Origin of the sequence: Streptosporangium sandarakinum, from assembly GCF_050942225.1 — a bacterium.
Lineage (GTDB): Bacteria > Actinomycetota > Actinomycetes > Streptosporangiales > Streptosporangiaceae > Streptosporangium > Streptosporangium nondiastaticum.
Genome location: NZ_CP192034.1, coordinates 6505043 through 6521228 on the forward strand (window position 1 = coordinate 6505043; position 16186 = coordinate 6521228).

The 16186-nt window shown below is 72.8% G+C and carries 17 protein-coding genes and 1 tRNA gene; 12 read left to right on the top strand and 6 right to left on the bottom strand.

Annotation, left to right across the window (positions count from 1 at the left end):
* Nucleotides 1-50 precede the first annotated feature (50 nt).
* From ACQP10_RS29895 to ACQP10_RS29910, 4 genes are all read left to right on the top strand, one after another.
* Nucleotides 51-1241 carry a DUF2510 domain-containing protein gene (locus ACQP10_RS29895; RefSeq protein WP_399500109.1) on the top strand — a complete coding sequence of 397 codons (1191 nt, stop codon included), beginning with the start codon at nucleotides 51-53 and terminating at the stop codon, nucleotides 1239-1241.
* Between the two features lie 22 nt (nucleotides 1242-1263).
* Nucleotides 1264-1866, top strand: coding sequence for an oligoribonuclease (gene orn / locus ACQP10_RS29900; protein ID WP_179824271.1), 603 nt, complete (start codon nucleotides 1264-1266; stop codon nucleotides 1864-1866).
* Between the two features lie 76 nt (nucleotides 1867-1942).
* Nucleotides 1943-2018, top strand: a tRNA-His gene (locus tag ACQP10_RS29905).
* Nucleotides 2019-2172: 154 nt separating this feature from the next.
* Entirely contained in the window at nucleotides 2173-2457 is a 285-nt protein-coding gene (locus ACQP10_RS29910) for a helix-turn-helix domain-containing protein (protein WP_179824273.1), read from the top strand.
* Here the strand turns inward: ACQP10_RS29910 and lat are convergent.
* From lat to ACQP10_RS29930, 4 genes are all read right to left on the bottom strand, one after another.
* Nucleotides 2454-3755 (bottom strand): L-lysine 6-transaminase, encoded by a 1302-nt coding sequence (gene lat, locus ACQP10_RS29915; protein WP_390000053.1) that lies wholly within the window; start codon nucleotides 3753-3755, stop codon nucleotides 2454-2456. The genes ACQP10_RS29910 and lat overlap by 4 nt on opposite strands.
* A 191-nt stretch (nucleotides 3756-3946) precedes the next feature.
* Nucleotides 3947-4507: an HdeD family acid-resistance protein gene (locus ACQP10_RS29920; RefSeq protein ID WP_346019468.1), complete on the bottom strand. Its 561-nt coding sequence runs from the start codon at nucleotides 4505-4507 to the stop codon at nucleotides 3947-3949.
* Nucleotides 4508-4631: 124 nt separating this feature from the next.
* Nucleotides 4632-5492, bottom strand: coding sequence for a universal stress protein (locus ACQP10_RS29925; RefSeq protein ID WP_346019467.1), 861 nt, complete (start codon nucleotides 5490-5492; stop codon nucleotides 4632-4634).
* A gap of 123 nt (nucleotides 5493-5615) precedes the next feature.
* Nucleotides 5616-6227, bottom strand: a complete 612-nt coding sequence (locus tag ACQP10_RS29930; protein WP_346019466.1) for a hypothetical protein — start codon at nucleotides 6225-6227, stop codon at nucleotides 5616-5618.
* Nucleotides 6228-6612: 385 nt separating this feature from the next.
* Between ACQP10_RS29930 and ACQP10_RS29935 the strand changes: the two genes are divergently transcribed.
* The gene (locus ACQP10_RS29935; RefSeq protein ID WP_346019465.1) at nucleotides 6613-7812 is read left to right on the top strand and encodes a M20 metallopeptidase family protein; all 1200 of its coding nucleotides are present in this window, start codon (nucleotides 6613-6615) and stop codon (nucleotides 7810-7812) included.
* Nucleotides 7813-7897: 85 nt separating this feature from the next.
* Here ACQP10_RS29935 and trhA read toward each other — a convergent pair whose 3' ends face one another.
* Complete coding sequence (gene trhA / locus ACQP10_RS29940; RefSeq protein WP_346019464.1) at nucleotides 7898-8572, bottom strand: PAQR family membrane homeostasis protein TrhA; 675 nt, start codon at nucleotides 8570-8572, stop codon at nucleotides 7898-7900.
* A gap of 266 nt (nucleotides 8573-8838) precedes the next feature.
* Between trhA and ACQP10_RS29945 the strand changes: the two genes are divergently transcribed.
* The 7 genes from ACQP10_RS29945 (at nucleotide 8839) to ACQP10_RS29975 (ending at nucleotide 15434) form a co-directional block, all read left to right on the top strand.
* Nucleotides 8839-9402: a carboxymuconolactone decarboxylase family protein gene (locus ACQP10_RS29945; RefSeq protein WP_346019463.1), complete on the top strand. Its 564-nt coding sequence runs from the start codon at nucleotides 8839-8841 to the stop codon at nucleotides 9400-9402.
* Between the two features lie 46 nt (nucleotides 9403-9448).
* The gene (locus tag ACQP10_RS29950; protein WP_246424470.1) at nucleotides 9449-10297 is read left to right on the top strand and encodes a spermidine synthase; all 849 of its coding nucleotides are present in this window, start codon (nucleotides 9449-9451) and stop codon (nucleotides 10295-10297) included.
* A gap of 104 nt (nucleotides 10298-10401) precedes the next feature.
* On the top strand, nucleotides 10402-10737 hold the full coding sequence (locus ACQP10_RS29955; protein ID WP_346019462.1) for a hypothetical protein: 336 nt from the start codon (nucleotides 10402-10404) through the stop codon (nucleotides 10735-10737).
* Nucleotides 10734-11684 carry a hypothetical protein gene (locus ACQP10_RS29960; RefSeq protein WP_346019461.1) on the top strand — a complete coding sequence of 317 codons (951 nt, stop codon included), beginning with the start codon at nucleotides 10734-10736 and terminating at the stop codon, nucleotides 11682-11684. The genes ACQP10_RS29955 and ACQP10_RS29960 overlap by 4 nt, the downstream gene beginning before the upstream one ends.
* Before the next feature lie 120 nt (nucleotides 11685-11804).
* Nucleotides 11805-12776: a pirin family protein gene (locus ACQP10_RS29965; RefSeq protein ID WP_390000033.1), complete on the top strand. Its 972-nt coding sequence runs from the start codon at nucleotides 11805-11807 to the stop codon at nucleotides 12774-12776.
* A gap of 182 nt (nucleotides 12777-12958) precedes the next feature.
* The gene (bioB, locus tag ACQP10_RS29970) at nucleotides 12959-14107 is read left to right on the top strand and encodes a biotin synthase BioB (protein WP_433540125.1); all 1149 of its coding nucleotides are present in this window, start codon (nucleotides 12959-12961) and stop codon (nucleotides 14105-14107) included.
* Complete coding sequence (locus tag ACQP10_RS29975; RefSeq protein ID WP_433540126.1) at nucleotides 14100-15434, top strand: adenosylmethionine--8-amino-7-oxononanoate transaminase; 1335 nt, start codon at nucleotides 14100-14102, stop codon at nucleotides 15432-15434. Before bioB ends, ACQP10_RS29975 begins: the two co-directional genes overlap by 8 nt.
* Here ACQP10_RS29975 and ACQP10_RS29980 read toward each other — a convergent pair.
* Nucleotides 15415-16128, bottom strand: a complete 714-nt coding sequence (locus ACQP10_RS29980; protein WP_433540127.1) for a hypothetical protein — start codon at nucleotides 16126-16128, stop codon at nucleotides 15415-15417. The two genes, ACQP10_RS29975 and ACQP10_RS29980, sit on opposite strands and share 20 nt — an antisense overlap.
* Between the last annotated feature and the right edge of the window lie 58 nt (nucleotides 16129-16186).

Sequence of the window (16186 nt, forward strand, 5' to 3'; positions counted from 1 at the left end):
CGGATATGCCGATAATGCAGGATAAATAGGTTCTTACTACTCTGACGGCCATGACCACGCAGACCCCCGCCGGCTGGTACCCGGATCCCTACGGCTCACCGCTGCTGCGGTGGTGGGACGGGAACCAGTGGACCGACGCCACCCACCCGGTGGAGACCCCCGCCGGACCGGCGTCCCCGCCCCAGACCGGACCGTCCCCCGGGCAGACCGGACCGTTCCCCGGCCAGGCGGGCCCCACCGGACCGCACGACCAGCCGGGGGCGTCCCCGTCGCAGCCGCCGGGACAGGCCGGGCGGCAGGGACCGGCCGATCCGCCGGGAGGCCCTCCGGCTCCGGAGGTCCAGCAGGGCCGGCCGGGTCCGGGAGGCGGGCCCGACCAGCACGGCCAGTACGGACAGCCCGGCCAGTACGGGCAGCCGCCGTGGGGCGGCCCGCCGAACGTCACGGCGCAGCTGCCCGCGGGCGCGTACGGCCCGCCGCCGCGCCGGAGCACCCCCTGGCCCTGGATCCTCGGCGTCGGCGCGGTGGTCCTGGTCGCGGTGATCGTCGCCGCCGCGTTCCTCATCCCCAGGGGCGGCGACCTCGCGGACGACCGCCCCTCACCGCTTCCGACGACCGCGGAGCCGACCTCCCCGTCGACGCCCGCGCCGTCGGACCCGGCGACGCCGGAGTCGCCGCCCTCGGACGGCCCCGAGCTGCCCCAGCCGGAGGACGGGCGCATCACCGACTCCACCTCCGGCCTGTCGTACGACTTCCCCGGCGAGCCCTGGAAGGTGCCGCCCGGCACCCGTACGGACGGCACGAGCTTCCTGGGCGGCAGCAGGGTCGAGGCGATCTCCCAGAAGAACTTCGACGGCGAGGGCCACGACTGGGTCGGCAACCTCTTCACCGGCGAGCTGCCGGACAGGTTCGGCTACGACGGCGTCCCCGGCATGCGGGCGACCCTCGCGTCGCTGCTGCTGGGCGTCGAACCGGTCTTCTACAGCCCCCCGCACACCAAGAAGATCGTCGAGAACAAGGCGATCAAGGTGAGCGGCAGGGACGCCTGGCTCCTCGTCTTCGACATGGACTTCTCCCAGGAGGCCAAGGCCAACGGCTGGAAGTTCAAGAAGGAACGCGGCGCCATGGTGCTCGTGGACCGCGGCGCGGGCAGGCGCCCGGCCCTGATGTACATGTCCGTGCCCGACAATCTCGGTCTCGCGGTGATCGACCGGGTGGTCGGCTCTCTCAAGCTCTCCTGAAGGGGGGACTACGCTGAAGGCTATGAGTGACCTGCTGGTCTGGATCGACTGTGAGATGACCGGGCTCGATCTCGGCCGAGACGCCCTTGTCGAGGTGGCCTGCGTGGTCACGGACAGCGAGCTGAACCAGCTCGACGAGGGCATGGACGTGGTGATCAAGCCTCCGCCGGAGGCGGTGGAGCAGATGTCGGACGTCGTCCGGGAGATGCACACCGCGTCCGGCCTCCTGGAGTCCCTGGCGGGCGGGGTGACCCTGGCCGAGGCCGAGGCCCTGGTCCTGTCCTACATCAAGGGCCACGTCCCGGAGGCGAAGCGGGCGCCGCTGTGCGGCAACTCCATCGCCACCGACCGCTCCTTCATCGCGCGCGACATGCCGGAGGTGGACGCGTTCCTGCACTACCGGATGGTCGACGTGTCCTCGATCAAGGAGCTGTCCCGGCGGTGGTACCCGCGGGTGTACTTCTCCGCGCCGGAGAAGCAGGGCGGGCACCGGGCGCTGGCCGACATCACCGAGAGCATCCGCGAGCTGCGCTACTACCGCGCGGCGGTCTTCGTGGCCCAGCCCGGCCCCGACTCCGCCACCGCCCGCGAGCTGGCCGAGGGCGTCTCGGCGGAGCCGGTCTGACGGCGCTCGCGAAACCCGGTACGAAACGACTCCCGGGAACCGCTACACTTTTCCATGTGCTGCTGCGGCAGACGCGGTGGGTGTAGCTCAGTTGGCAGAGCGCCAGGTTGTGGTCCTGGATGTCGAGGGTTCAAGTCCCTTCACTCACCCCACGGAGAACGGCCGGTCCTACGGGACCGGCCGTTCCGCTTTCCACCCGCGACTGGATCACCAAATCCAGATATAACCGGTTATGCTCACTTCTATCGCCTCGCCGTAAGATCGGGGGGTTCGGCGACCTGACCGTGTAGCCGCCACGGAGGCCGGATGAGACCCGACGACGCCCCCCACGCCGCCGACCCGCGAACCGCGGCGGGCCTGAGCAGACGCGAGGCCGAGGTCATGGAGCTGATAGCCACGGGCCGCTCCAACGGGCAGATCGCCCAGCACCTCTTCCTCAGTGAGAAGACCGTGAAGAACCACGTGAACCGGATCTACGCCAAGCTCGGCGCCGACTGCCGGATGACCGCGATCGGCCTGTGGCGGCAGCGGTCCGGCAAGGGCGACGTCCCGGCCAGGGCCGCGGACAGGACGTCCAGGGCGGCCGGTTAGGCGCGCGAGGGCGCGTCCCGCAGGGTGGTCAGGGCGCGGGAGATCGCCTCCGTGCCCTCCTCCAGCTCCTCGCGGGTGATCGACAGGGCCGGGCGCAGCCGTACCGACCGCTCGCCGCAGGGCAGCACGAGCACGCCCTCGTCCTGCCGGAGCAGGGTGACCAGCCGGTCGCGCGCGGCCGGGTCCGGCAGGTCGAAGGCGCACATGAGGCCGCGCCCCCGGGCGCTGCCGACCAGCTCGGGGAAGCCCGCCTGGATCTTCTGCAGCGTGGCGAGGAGTTCGGCGCCGAGCTCGCCGGCCCGGGCGATGAGCCCGTCGCGTTCGATGATCTCCAGGATCCGGCGGGAGCGGACCATGTCCACCAGCCCGCCGCCCCAGGTGGAGTTGATGCGCCCGCTCACCCGGAAGACGTTGTCGGGCACCAGGTCCACCCGGCGGCCCGCCATGATCCCGCCGACCTGGACCTTCTTGGCGAAGGCCACGATGTCGGGGCGCAGGCCGAGCTGCTGGTGGGCCCAGGGGGTGCCGGTGGTCCCGGCGCCGGTCTGCACCTCGTCCACGATGAACAGGGCGTCGTGCTCGTGGCAGAGCCGTTCCATCGCCTGGAGGAACTCGGCCCGCATGTGGTTGTCGCCGCCCTCGCCCTGGATGGGCTCGGCGATGAAGCAGGCGATGTCGTGCGGGTGACGTTCGAAGGCCGCCCGGGCCTGGGCGAGAGCCCGCTCCTCGGCGGCCTCGACGTCGCCGAGGTGGATGGCGGGCACGTCGATCCGCGGCCAGTCGAACTGCGGGAAGCGGTCGGTCTTGACCGGGTCGGTGTTGGTCAGCGAGAGGGTGTAGCCGCTGCGGCCGTGGAAGGCCCGGGTGAGGTGGAGGACCCGGGCGCCGAGCCCCGGGGAGCGGCCCTGGGCCTCGTTGCGACGGCTCTTCCAGTCGAAGGCGCACTTCAGCGCGTTCTCGACGGCCAGCGCGCCGCCTTCCACGAAGAACAGGTGCGGCAGTTCGGGGTCGCCCAGCACCCGGACGAAGGTCTCGGTGAAATCGGCGAGGTGGACGGTGTAGAGGTCGGGGTTGGCCGGCTTGTTCGCGGCGATCCTGCCGAGCCGGTCCAGGAACGCGGGATCGTCGTCGAACGGGTTCACGCCCAGCGGCGCGGAGGCGAAGAAGGTGTAGAAGTCCAGGTAGCTCCGGCCGGTGCGGGCGTCGACCAGCCGGGAGCCCCGGCTGCGTTCCAGGTCCAGCACCAGACGGTAGCCGTCGACGAGCAGATGACGAGAGAGCCGGCCGTGCACGTCCATATCGCCTCCACGGTGTTTGGGAAGATGATTCCCCGTTGAACGGTCATCCCTATGGAGACGTTACGCAGAAGAGGCGGTTTTTATAAATATTCTTCGGCGTCTGCCCTTGGTGACCTTTTCGGCCGCCCGGCCGCCCGGCCGTCCCGGGCCGCCTCCCCGCCGGGGAGGCGGCCCGGGGCCCGCGGTCCCCGTCAGGCGACGGTGGGCGCGGCCCCCGCGGGACCGGCCCTGCGGGAGTGGAGCGCCCGCACCCGGAAGGCGAGCGCCACCAGGGCGACGCCGTAGACGATCGCCATCGTGCCGATGAGCCAGACGACCGCCAGCGCACCGGAGGCCGGCCAGACGAACAGCAGGACGCCGAACAGGACCGCCAGCACCCCGCTGAGGATGAACGCCCACTCCCCCGTCGTGGCCTTTCGCAGGCGGATCCCCGCCATGATCTCCGCGACGCCGACGACGACGGCCCAGGCCGCGATCAGGAACAGCAGGGCGAGCGCGGTGATCCCCGGCCAGACCAGGGCCGCGACGCCGGCCAGAACGCTCAGCACACCGTAGGCGATCATCCAGGTCCGGGAGCCGCGCTCCCTCGACCCGAGGAGCGCGAACACGCCGTTGACGATGGCGTAGACACCGAAGACGACGACCAGCGCGAAGACCGTGATGCCCGGCCAGAGGATCGCCAGCAGGCCGAACAGGATCGCGCATGCTCCACGAACGAGATAGACCCACCATGTACGGGTCAGCTCTTCCATGACCCACCTCCCCCTTTGACCGATTTATGCCCAGAAACCCCCCGAGGGCGGCCCGGGATTCGGTCAAAACGGTCTTATTCTCCGGAGATCGGTCGGTTCGTCGCCCCGGTCCGCGCTCCCCGCCCTACGGGCGGGGCCGCACGACCGCGACCGGGCAGTGCGCGTGGTGCAGCACGCCGTGGCTGACCGAGCCCAGTACGGCCGAGCCGAACCCGCCCAGCCCCCGCGCCCCGACGACGACCAGGTCGGCGTCCCGCGACTCCTCCGTCAGGAGCGGCACCGGGTGGGTCAGGACCGCCGACTCCGCCACCTCGACGTCGGCGTACTTCTCCCGCCAGGGTTCCAGGCGCTGCCGGGCCGTACGGACCTCCTCCTGGAACGAGTCCTCCAGCAGGGACGCGTAGTCGAAGGTGTGAGAGGGGACCACCGGGGCCCGCCAGCCGTGGACCACGCGCAGCCGGGCCCCGCGCAGCCGGGCCTGGGCGAACGCGTGACCGAGGGCGGCCTCGGAGTGCTCGGAGCCGTCGAAGCCCACGACGACCGTCCCGTGGGCGGTCCTGGCGGGGGCGCGGACCACGACGACCGGGCCGGGGGCGTGCCCGGCCAGGCCCAGTCCCACCGACCCGAGCAGCAGCTCGGCGAAACCGCCCGCGCCCCTGTTGCCGATCACGACCTCGTCCGCCCGCTCGGCCTCGTCCCGCAGCCGCTCGACCACCGCGCCGGTCACCACGGCGCCGGTGACCTCGACCTCCGGCGCGCACTCGCGGGCCCGCCCCACCGCCGCGTCCAGCACGTCCTGGCAGTACCGGGTCCGCACGTCCTCACTCAGGCCGGTCCCGGCCGGCGGGAACGCCGCGGCCCACGGCTCACGCACGTGCACGACCCTCAGTGCCGCGCCGGTGCGCGCGGCGTCCAGCGCCGCCCACTCCACCGCGGCCGTCGCGGACGCGGAACCGTCGGCTCCGACGACGATCAGTCCGGTCATCGTTCTCTCCTTCTCCGTCTTTCCTCACGTCCTGCGATCATTGCCCGTCACCCCCGCGCATTCACCCGGACATGCCGGTGCCCGTCCCGGGGGCGGGGACGGGCACCGGACGGGGAGTGGGCGCTACCGCAGGATCGGCAGGCGGCGGACCAGGGCGGTGTTGCCCCACCACCGGCCCAGGCCCAGCGTCTCACCCGCGCCGGCCAGGGCCAGCCCGATGAGGACGACGGCGTAGATCAGGTGCTCGTCCAGGAAGGGGTTGTTGGCCAGCGGCAGTTCGGCGGCCCACATCAGCACCAGCATCAGGGTGCCGGCGGCGGCGGCGATCCGCATGCCGACGCCGAGGACGAGGGCGGCGCCGATGCCCAGCAGGCCGGTCATGAACAGCCAGTCGACCCAGGCGTGCCCGGCCAGGGCGCCGAACAGGCCGCCGAGGGCGTTGTCACCGGCGCCCTTGAGGAAGCCGGTGGTGGGGCTGCCCCCGTTGATCCAGGCGCGGTCGGCGGGGGTGGCGAGGCCCCAGCCGAAGACCTTGTCGAGGAAGGCCCACAGGAAGACCCAGCCGATCCCGATCCGGGCCGCGGCCCAGGCGTAGGCGGCCGGCCGCGCCGTGGCCGCGGTCGCGGTCTCCCCGGCGGCTCCGGCGACGGTCGCGGTCCCGGTCGGCGCGGCGGTCCCGGCGGCGGCCCGGTGGACGAGCTTGCGGTTGGTGTGGTGGTGCGCGGTGACTGCCATGGAGGGCTCCTTCGTCGCCGGCCGCTGCCGGTTTTCCCTGTTCTCCGGTACGGCTCCATCACACTCTTTACCGGGTCTTTACCGCAGGTGCCGTACGGCTCTCCCGCGGCGGCGGAGGTCCCCGGCGGCCCGGGACCTTGGTCACTTACCGCCCACGAGCCGCGCGGGCACCCGCGGGAGCCGTACGGAGAGTCCCGCCGGAGCCCCGCGGAGGCGGCACGCCTACGACGTCCCCGCACCGGGAACGTCGGCGCGGGCATCGGGCCGCGGCGGACCGGGCGTCCAGGATGACCGATTTCATGCCAGAAGATGACCGCCGAGAAACGACAATCCACACAAAACGGTCTTATGGTTCTTCAGTCCCACGAGCGCAGAGGAGCCTCCGATGTCGCTTCGCGCGTCAGCCGACGGCATGCGGGACGAACTGACCCGCCTCCGTCACGACCTGCACCGCGAGCCCGAACTGGGCCTCGACCTGCCGAGGACCCAGGAGAGGGTGCTGGCCGCCCTGACGGGCCTCCCCCTCGACGTACGGCTCGGCCGGCGGCTGAGCTCGGTCACGGCGGTGCTGCGCGGCGCGTCCCCGGGGCCGGTCGTGCTGCTGCGGGGCGACATGGACGCCCTGCCGGTCACCGAGCGCGGCGACCCGGCGGTCGCCTCCCGGGTGGCGGGCCGGATGCACGCCTGCGGCCACGACCTGCACACCGCCATGCTGGCCGGGGCGGCACGGCTGCTGGCGGCCCGGCGCGACCTGCTCGCCGGAAGCGTGGTCTTCATGTTCCAGCCGGGCGAGGAGGGGCAGGGCGGCGCGAAACTCATGATCGAGGAGGGCGTGCTGGACGCCGCGGGCGAGCGTCCCGTCGCGGCCTACGCCCTGCACGTGTTCAGCTCGGGGCTCCCCCGCGGGGTGTTCGCCACCCGGGGCGGGCCGATGCTGGCCGCCTCCGACACCCTCTCGGTGACCGTGCGCGGCGTCGGCGGCCACGGTTCGGCGCCGCACCGCGCCAGGGACCCGGTACCGGTCGCGTGCGAGATCGTCACCGCGCTGCAGACGATGGTCACCCGGAGCTTCGACGTGTTCGACCCGGTGGTGCTCACGGTCGGCAGCTTCCACGCGGGCACCACCGAAAACGTGATCCCGGACCGGGCCCGCCTCGAGGCGACGGTCCGCTCGTTCTCACCGGCCTCCCACGCCCTGGTCCGGGACCGCTCGACGGCCCTGGCCCGGGGCATCGCCGCGGCGCACGGGCTGGAGGCCGACGTCGAGTACCGGGTGAGCTACCCGGTGACGGTCAACGATCCCGAAGAGGCGGCCCTGGTCGCAGAGACCGTGCGGGAGGTGTACGGCGAGGACCGGTTCGTCATGGTCCCGCGGCCGTTCCCCGCGTCGGAGGACTTCTCGTTCGTCTGCGCCGAGGTTCCGTCGGCGTTCGTGGCGCTCGGCGCGTGCCCGGAGGGCGTCGACCCGGCCACCGCCGCCGTCAACCACTCCCCGGACGCGCTGTTCGACGACGCCGTGCTGCCCGACGGGGCCGCGCTGTACGCCGAGCTCGCCGTCCGCCGCCTGGCGCGCGCCGCGGGCTGAGCCACCGGGGAGCGGACCGGGCGCGCGGGCACGGGCCGGGCATGGACCGGGCACGGCACGGACCGGGCGCGCGGGCGTCTCAGCCTCAGGAGGCCCCGTAGACCACCAGGGAGACGGCGACGTACTGGACGACGTAGGCGGCGACGGTGAAGGCGTGGAAGACCTCGTGGAAGCCGAACCACCGGGGCGAGGGGTCGGGGCGGCGCAGGCCGTACACCACCCCGCCCGCGGTGTAGAGCACCCCGCCCGCGATCACCAGGGCCACCGCGGCCACCCCGGCGCCGGACAGGAGCTGGGGCAGCACGAACACCGCCGTCCAGCCCAGGGCGATGTAGAGGGCGGTGGACAGCAGGCGCGGGGCGGAGATCCACAGCACCCGGAACAGCACCCCGGCGACCGCGCCGGTCCAGATCACGGCCAGCACCACGACGCGGGCCGGGCCGTCGAGGGCGAGCAGCGCGAACGGGGTGTAGGTGCCCGCGATGATCAGATAGATGTTGGCGTGGTCGAGGCGGCGCAGCACCCCCTCCAGGCGCGGGGAGAGCGTGCCGCGGTGGTAGGTGGCCGAGACGCCGAAGAGCAGGCCCGAGGTGATCGCGTAGACCGCGGCGGCGAGCCGCGCCTGCAGGGTGGGGCCCAGGGCGACCAGGACGTACCCGGCGATGATCGCGACGGGTAGCGCCCCGGCGTGCAGCCAGCCGCGCAGCCGCGGCTTGATCGACATGGAGAGGGAGGGTCTCTGGGTGCCGGTCGAGCTCATGAACCTACGGTAGCGTAAGTTACGCCTCCGTAGGTTGTGATCTTCCCTACATCGCCCTCTCGCGGGGCGGCCTTGCCCGTAAAGACAACTTGGTTTACGGTTTAGACAACCGAGTTGACCTTCTGGCCCGGCGCACCGAGTCACCGCGTCCGGCCGGCCCGGTCACGCCGGACGCCCGGCCCCGTCCACCGGCCCCGTCCCACCGCCGCGCCGCGCTCCGCCGTACGGCGGTGGGCGACCCCCGACACCGAGAAGAGAGAAGACACGTGCTCGACGACCTGTTCGTCCCCCACACCCTCGAAAGCGCCCCCGCCGAGGCCCGCCCCATCATGGAGGGCACCGCCCGCAAGTTCGGTCACATTCCCGCGGCGGTCGCCCTGATGGCCGGCGCCCCGCAGGTGCTCAAGGGGTTCCTCGCGGCCAACGGCGCCTTCGAGCAGACCTCCCTGACCCCGCTCCAGCGGGAGGTCGTCGTCATGACGGTCGCCACCCGCAACGCCTGTCACCTCTGCGTGGCGATGCACACCGCCACGCTGGCCGGGTTGGAGGCCCCCGCCGAACTCGTCGAGAACCTGCGGGAGCGCAAGCCGCTCCCCGAGCCCCGGCTGGAGGCGCTGCGGCTGTTCACCCTCACGGTCATGGACCGCCGGGGCGCGGTCACCGACGAGGAGATGCGCGCCTTCCTCGACGCCGGCCACACCCCGCGGAACGCCCTTGAGGTCGTCCTCGGGATCGGCGCCTACACGATCTCCACCTTCGCCAACCGGATGACCGCCGCACCCGTCGACCCCGCGTTCCAGCCCTTCGCCTGGGAGGGCGAGCCGACCTGACAGTATGGTCGGGAGCACGACGCACCAGGAAGGCGGGCCGCGGGCGATGAGCAGGCGGGAACCACGGGAGCCGATGCCGGGCCGCTACCCGGTCACCTTCGGCGAGGTCGAGCTCCTGGCCGACCTCGACCGGCCCGCCGGATGGGTGATCTCCAAGGACGGCGTGCCCCAGTCCTACGTGGACCTGGACGACCCCACCTACCTCGACTTCGAGTACGTCCAGCTCATGGCCATCGTGATCGACCTCCTGGCGGAGGGGCCGGTGGACGCCGTGCACGTGGGCGGCTGCGCCTGCACGCTGCCCCGATACGTCGCGGCGACCCGCCCGGGGTCGCGGCAGATCGTCGTCGAGCCGGACGGCGACCTCGTCCAGCTCGTCAGGGACCAGCTCCGGCTCAAGTCGGTGCCCCGGCTCAAGGTCAGGGTCCTCGACGGCCGCGCCGCGACCGCCGCGCTGCCGGACGCCTCGGCCGACCTGTTCGTGCTCGACGCCTTCAGCGGCGCCACGATGCCGCTCGACCTGGCCACCCGCGAGTACATGGACGACGTCGCCCGCGTCCTGCGCCCCGGCGGCACCCTGCTGGTCAACGTCGCCGATGGCAAGGGCCTGGCCTTCGCCCGCCGGCTGCTCGCCACCGTCGGCGGCGTCTTCCCGCACACCGCCCTGCTCGCCGAGCCGGGCGTGCTGCGGGGACGCCGCTTCGGCAACCTCATCATCACGGCCTCCCCCGCCGAACTGCCCACCGCCGGCCTGACCCGCCGGGGCGCGGGAGGCCTCACCCAGGCCAGATGCCTGTACGGCGAGGCGCTGACCAACTTCGTCGCCGGAGCGCCGCCGCTGCGGGACGGCGACCCGGTGGTCACCCCGGTCCCACCCCCGGGCGTATTCGGCTGAGCGCACGTCTCGCCGGCCTCGGACACGGCACCACCCCCGTCCGAGGCCGGCGAGACGTCGCGATGGCCGCAATATACTATTTTCCGGTGGGTAAAGGAGGTTTTATGCCGTACATGGCCATGTCCCCCGACACCGTGAAGTGGTCCGTCGCGAGGCCCTTCACGGCGGAGGGCACCGAGCTGACCGAGTCCGTCGTCATCGAGACGAACAGGCTGTACTCGGTGGGGAACTTCTGGGGGGACGACCGGGCCGGGAGGCTCTTCTACGACGGCGACTCCGGATCGCCGGGCTACCGGCACATGACCGAGGGGGTCATGGGCGAGGCGCACGCCCTCGCGGGCCTCTGCGTCCGGATCGGGGACCGCCTCTTCGCCATGGGCGCGAACGTCGAGGCCGCCGAGTGGGAGGCCATCGCCCAGGTGCCGCGGATGCCGTGGTGAGGCTCGGACGCCCGGCGCTGTACCCGCTGGGCCTCACCGGAATGGCGGGCCTCGTCGCCCACGACCTGTACGAGCACTGGCCGGAGGGCGACCCGGAGGGGGCACGCGCCGCGGCGGCCGTCTGGAGGTCGCTCGGGGAGCGGGTGCGCGGGGCGGCGAGGACCCTCGACCCGGTGGCGGCGCGGATGTGGCACGACCACCCGGGTCAGGGCAGCACGGCGTTCCGGCGGTTCTGGCAGGGCGGCCTCCTGGCCGTCGCCGCGCGTCCCGCCGGCGGCCGGGACGAGGGCGTCCGCCTCTCCTTCGAGGAGTACGCCGGGACCGTCGTCGCCCACTGCGAGCTGACGGCCGAGGCGTGCGAGGGGTACGCGGAGGCGGTCGAGGCGACCCGGCACGCCCTGAAGGTCCTGGCCGCGACGAGCATGGCGCAGCTCGCGTTCGCCGGATCCTGGCCGTGGCTGGGCGGGCCCGGCACGGCCGCCGTCAAGTGGGCCGCCGAACGCCTGTACCGGAGGATCCGGGCACGGCTCATCGGGCAGCTCCTCGAACGGCACGTCGCACAGATCGTGCGGGAGAAGGCGGCGACGTACGTCGCGGGCAGCGCCTTCTTCGCGCTCGGCGACACCGCGTTGTCGATCGGCACGAAGGCGGCCTTCGGCGACGGCCCCGGCTCCTTCGAGGACAACGCGGTGGCGACCATGAAGGACTTCGCCTCCTGCCTGGTCTTCTTCGGTGTCTGGGACCTCACCAAGGTCGGACCCCTGTCCCGGGTGTTCCGGAACAACGACCTGGGGGACTTCGCCTCCTACTACGTCGGGTCGACCTCCTACACCGTCACCTACAACGCGCTGAGCGGCGAGACCGGGACCGACCTGGCGCCCACCCCGGAACAGCTCGCCGGCAAGCTCTTCATCGGTACGGCGCAGCGGGGCAAGGCCCCCGGCTGACCACCGCGGCGACCGGACGGCCGTGCGCCGCGGCGGCCGGACGGCGCGGGCCCGTCCGGCACGGAATAGTTGAAGTATCAACTGAGTTGATGTCAACACGTTCTTTGGAAGGAGCCGTCCATGCCCGCCGTGACCGTGGAGAACCCGCTGACCCTGCCGCGCGTGGCCGCGCCGGTGGATGCCGTGCCGCGCCCCGTGATCGGTGTGACGACCGCACCGAGCGGTTTCGAAGGCGAGGGTTTCCCCGTTCGCCGGGCCTTCGCCGGGATCCACCACCGCCATCTGGACCCGTTCATCATGATGGACCAGATGGGCGAGGTGGACTACCAGCCCGGGGAGCCGAAAGGAACCCCGTGGCACCCGCACCGCGGCTTCGAGACCGTCACCTACATCATCGACGGCGTCTTCGACCACCAGGACTCCCACGGCGGTGGCGGCACCATCACCAACGGCGACACCCAGTGGATGACGGCCGGCGCCGGCCTGCTCCACATCGAGGCGCCGCCGGAACACCTGGTCATGTCCGGCGGGCTCTTCCACGGCCTCCAGCTGTGGGTGAACCTTCCGGCCAGGGACAAGATGATGGCCCCGCGCTACCAGGACATCCGCGGCGGCAACGTCCGGCTGCTCACCTCCCCGGACGGGGGCGCGCTCCTGCGCGTCATCGCGGGTGAACTGGACGGCCACGAGGGCCCCGGCATCACGCACACGCCGATCACCATGATCCACGCGACGCTGGCGCCGGGTGCGGAGATCACGCTGCCGTGGCGGGAGGACTTCAACGGCCTCGCGTACGTCCTGGCGGGCCGCGGGGCGGTCGGCGCCGAGCGCCGGCCGATCCGCCTGGGCCAGACGGCGGTCTTCGGCGGCGGCGGCTCGCTGACCGTCCGCGCGGACGAGAAGCAGGACTCCCACACGCCGGACCTGGAGGTCGTGCTGCTGGGCGGACAGCCGATCCGGGAGCCGATCGCTCACTACGGCCCGTTCGTCATGAACACCCGGGAAGAGCTTCGGCAGGCGTTCGAGGACTTCCAGAAGGGCCGGCTGGGCACGGTCCCGGCCGTGCACGGCATGTCCGAGGGCGGCCTGTAGGGCTCGCCGGCACCGCATGCGGACGAGTCCGGCCCGGACAGGGCGGGACTCGTCCGCGCTCGCCGCCCGCCTCTGACGTCCGATATCTCCCCGCCCCGCACAGCGCCCTACAAACTTCGGGGCCGGACCTTTGTCCGGTCCGGCCATTGGGAGAACCGGAGCCGGGTCAGAGGATCGGTTCCATGGATCTGCTGACCCGGCTGGTGGACAAGGGCCTGCGCGGCGAGTCCGCGACGCGCGAGGAGGCGCTGGCGGTGCTGGCGACCTCCGACGACGACCTGCTGGCGGTGGTCGCCGCGGCGGGGCGCGTGCGGAGGCGATGGTTCGGGAACCGCGTCAAACTCAACTATCTGGTCAACCTCAAGTCCGGCCTGTGCCCGGAGGACTGCTCCTACTGCTCCCAGCGGCTCGGCTCGACCGCGGGCATCCTGAAGTACGGCTGGCTCAGGCCGCAGGAGGCGGCGGAAGCCGCCGAGGCGGGCGTGGCGGGCGGCGCCAAGCGCGTGTGCCTGGTGGCCAGCGGGCGCGGGCCCACCGACCGCGACGTCGAGCGGGTGGCCGACACCATCGCGGCGATCAAGGACCGCGCCCCGGACGTGGAGATCTGCGCCTGCCTGGGACTGCTGTCGGACCGGCAGGCCACCCGGCTCCGCGAGGCCGGCGTGGACGCCTACAACCACAACCTCAACACCTCCGAGGAGGTCTACGGCGAGATCTGCACCACGCACACCTTCGCCGACCGCGTCCGGACGGTGCGGAGCTCCCACGAGGCGGGCCTGTCGGCCTGCTCGGGACTGATCGCGGGCATGGGAGAGACCCCCGAGGACCTGGTGGACACCGTCCTGGCGCTGCGCGAGCTGGCCGTGGACTCGGTGCCGGTGAACTTCCTGATCCCCTTCGAGGGCACCCCCCTGTCGGAGAACTGGACGCTGACCCCGCAGCACTGCCTGCGGATCCTGGCGATGACCCGGTTCGTCTGCCCCGACGTGGAGGTACGGCTCGCCGGCGGCCGGGAGATCCACCTGCGCACCCTCCAGCCGCTGGCCCTGCACGTGGTGAACTCCATCTTCCTGGGCGACTACCTCACCAGCGAGGGACAGCCGGGCGCGGCCGACCTCGACATGATCGCCGACGCGGGCTTCGAGGTCGAACAGGCCGGCGAGCCGTCGCTTCCCGAGCATCGCCGTACCCGGGACGGCGGCACGGCCGCCGACGCCCCGGCCGCCGACGCGTCCAGCGGTACCGCCGCGGGCTCCCAGGCGTCCGCCCGCACCGACCTGGTCACGCTGCGCCGCCGCGGCGCCGGCACCGGCCTGCCGCCCAATGCCTGAGCCCGGAACGCCCGCCCGGGGCGACGCCGCGCGGCTGCTGGAGCTGGACCGGGCGCACGTCTGGCACCCGTACGGGCCGATGCCGGGGCAGGAGGCCCCGCTGCTGGTGGAGTCCGCCTCCGGGGTACGGCTGCGCCTGGCCGAGCCCGTCGAGGGCCGGACCGAGCTGATCGACGCCATGTCGTCGTGGTGGGCCGCCATCCACGGATACGGTCACCCGGCGCTGGACGCCGCCGTCCGCGACCAGCTGGGCCGGATGAGTCACGTGATGTTCGGCGGGCTCACCCACGAACCGGCGATCCGGCTGGCCGCCCGGCTGGTGGAGGTCACCCCCGAGCCGCTGGAACACGTCTTCCTCGCCGACTCCGGCTCGGTGTCGGTCGAGGTGGCCGTCAAGATGTGCCTGCAGTACTGGCGCTCGCTCGGCCGGCCCGCCAAGCACCGCCTGCTGACCTGGCGCGGCGGCTACCACGGCGACACCTTCCTGCCGATGTCGGTGTGCGACCCCGACGGCGGGATGCACTCGCTGTGGACCGGGGTGCTGCCACGGCAGATCTTCGCCGACGCCCCGCCCGCGGGCTTCGACGCCGAGCCCGACCCCGCCTACCTCACCCACCTGGCCGACCTGATCGGACGGCACGCGCACGAGCTGGCGGCGGTCGTCGTCGAGCCGGTGGCGCAGAACGCCGGCGGCATGCGCTTCCACTCCCCCGGCTACCTGCGGGCGCTGCGCGAGCTGTGCGACGCCCACGACGTGCTGCTGGTCTTCGACGAGATCGCCACCGGCTTCGGCCGCACCGGCGCCTTCTTCGCCGCGGACCACGCGGCCGTCGCGCCCGACGTGATGTGCGTGGGCAAGGCCCTCACCGGCGGCTATCTCACCATGGCCGCCGCCCTGTGCACCTCGGAGGTGGCGTACGGCATCGGCCGGGGGGAGCATCCCGTGCTCGCCCACGGGCCCACCTTCATGGCCAACCCGCTGGCCGCCGCCGTGGCCCGCGCCTCCCTGGACCTGCTCGGTGACGGGGCGTGGGAGTCGCAGGTCAAGCGTGTCGAGGCGGGGCTGCGGGCGGGACTCGCCCCGGCCCGCGAGCTGGACGGCGTCCGCGACGTGCGGGTCCTCGGCGCGATCGGCGTGATCCAGCTCGACCGGGAGGTGGACAGGGTCGCGGCGACCCGCGCCGCCGTACGGCACGGGGTGTGGATCCGGCCCTTCCGCGACCTGATCTACACCATGCCCCCCTACGTCACCGGCGACGCCGACCTGGCCCGGATCACGGCCGCGCTCGTGGCGGCCGCCAAGGCGGTCAGCTCGGCACGAGGGTGACGCAGGCGACGCGGGCACCGGCCGCGCCGGCGTCGGGGCCGGACGTCGTGGTGGGCTCGGCGTGGACGACGAGGGAGCGCGGCCGATGGGCCGGGGTGAACGCCCAGTCCTGCCGGGAGGTGGCCGTGGCGGCACCAGTGGCGTCGGTGGTGAAGTCGAGCCAGAACTCGGTGGCGGCGCTCGCCCCGGCGCCGTCGTGGCCGTGACCCGCGCCGGGATCGGAGTGGCCGGCCTTGGCACCGGGATCGGAGTGGCCGGTCTTGGCGCCGGGTCCGTGCCCCGCGCCGGAATGGGAGTGGCCGGCGTCGCCGGGACGGCGGAAGTGCGGGCCGGCGGCGGCCGGCTTCTTCCCGCAGGGGTCGACGTGCAGGTGCGCGCCGTACGTCCGGCCGGGCAGGAAGCCGCTGACGGTGGCGGTGGTGACGGCGAACACCGACCCCGACTCGGCGGTCACCTGGACCGAGGCGCCGGGCGGCGCCAGCGCGGCGTCGTAGACGATCGCCGTGGCCTTCGGCGCGGCCGCGGTGAGCACACCGCCCCCGGAGAGACGGATCTCGGCCGGGAGCGGGTCCCGGGCCGGGATGGGGTCCTGGGCGGGGACGTGGCCCACCGGGTGGGACGCCACCTCCCGCTGTTCCCCGCAGGCCGCGCAGAGCAGCCCGGCGGCGACGAGGACGACGACGGCGGCACGCATACGGCATCTCCTTCGGCGGATACGGCGTGGGCGGCCACTCTATTGAGTGACCACATGA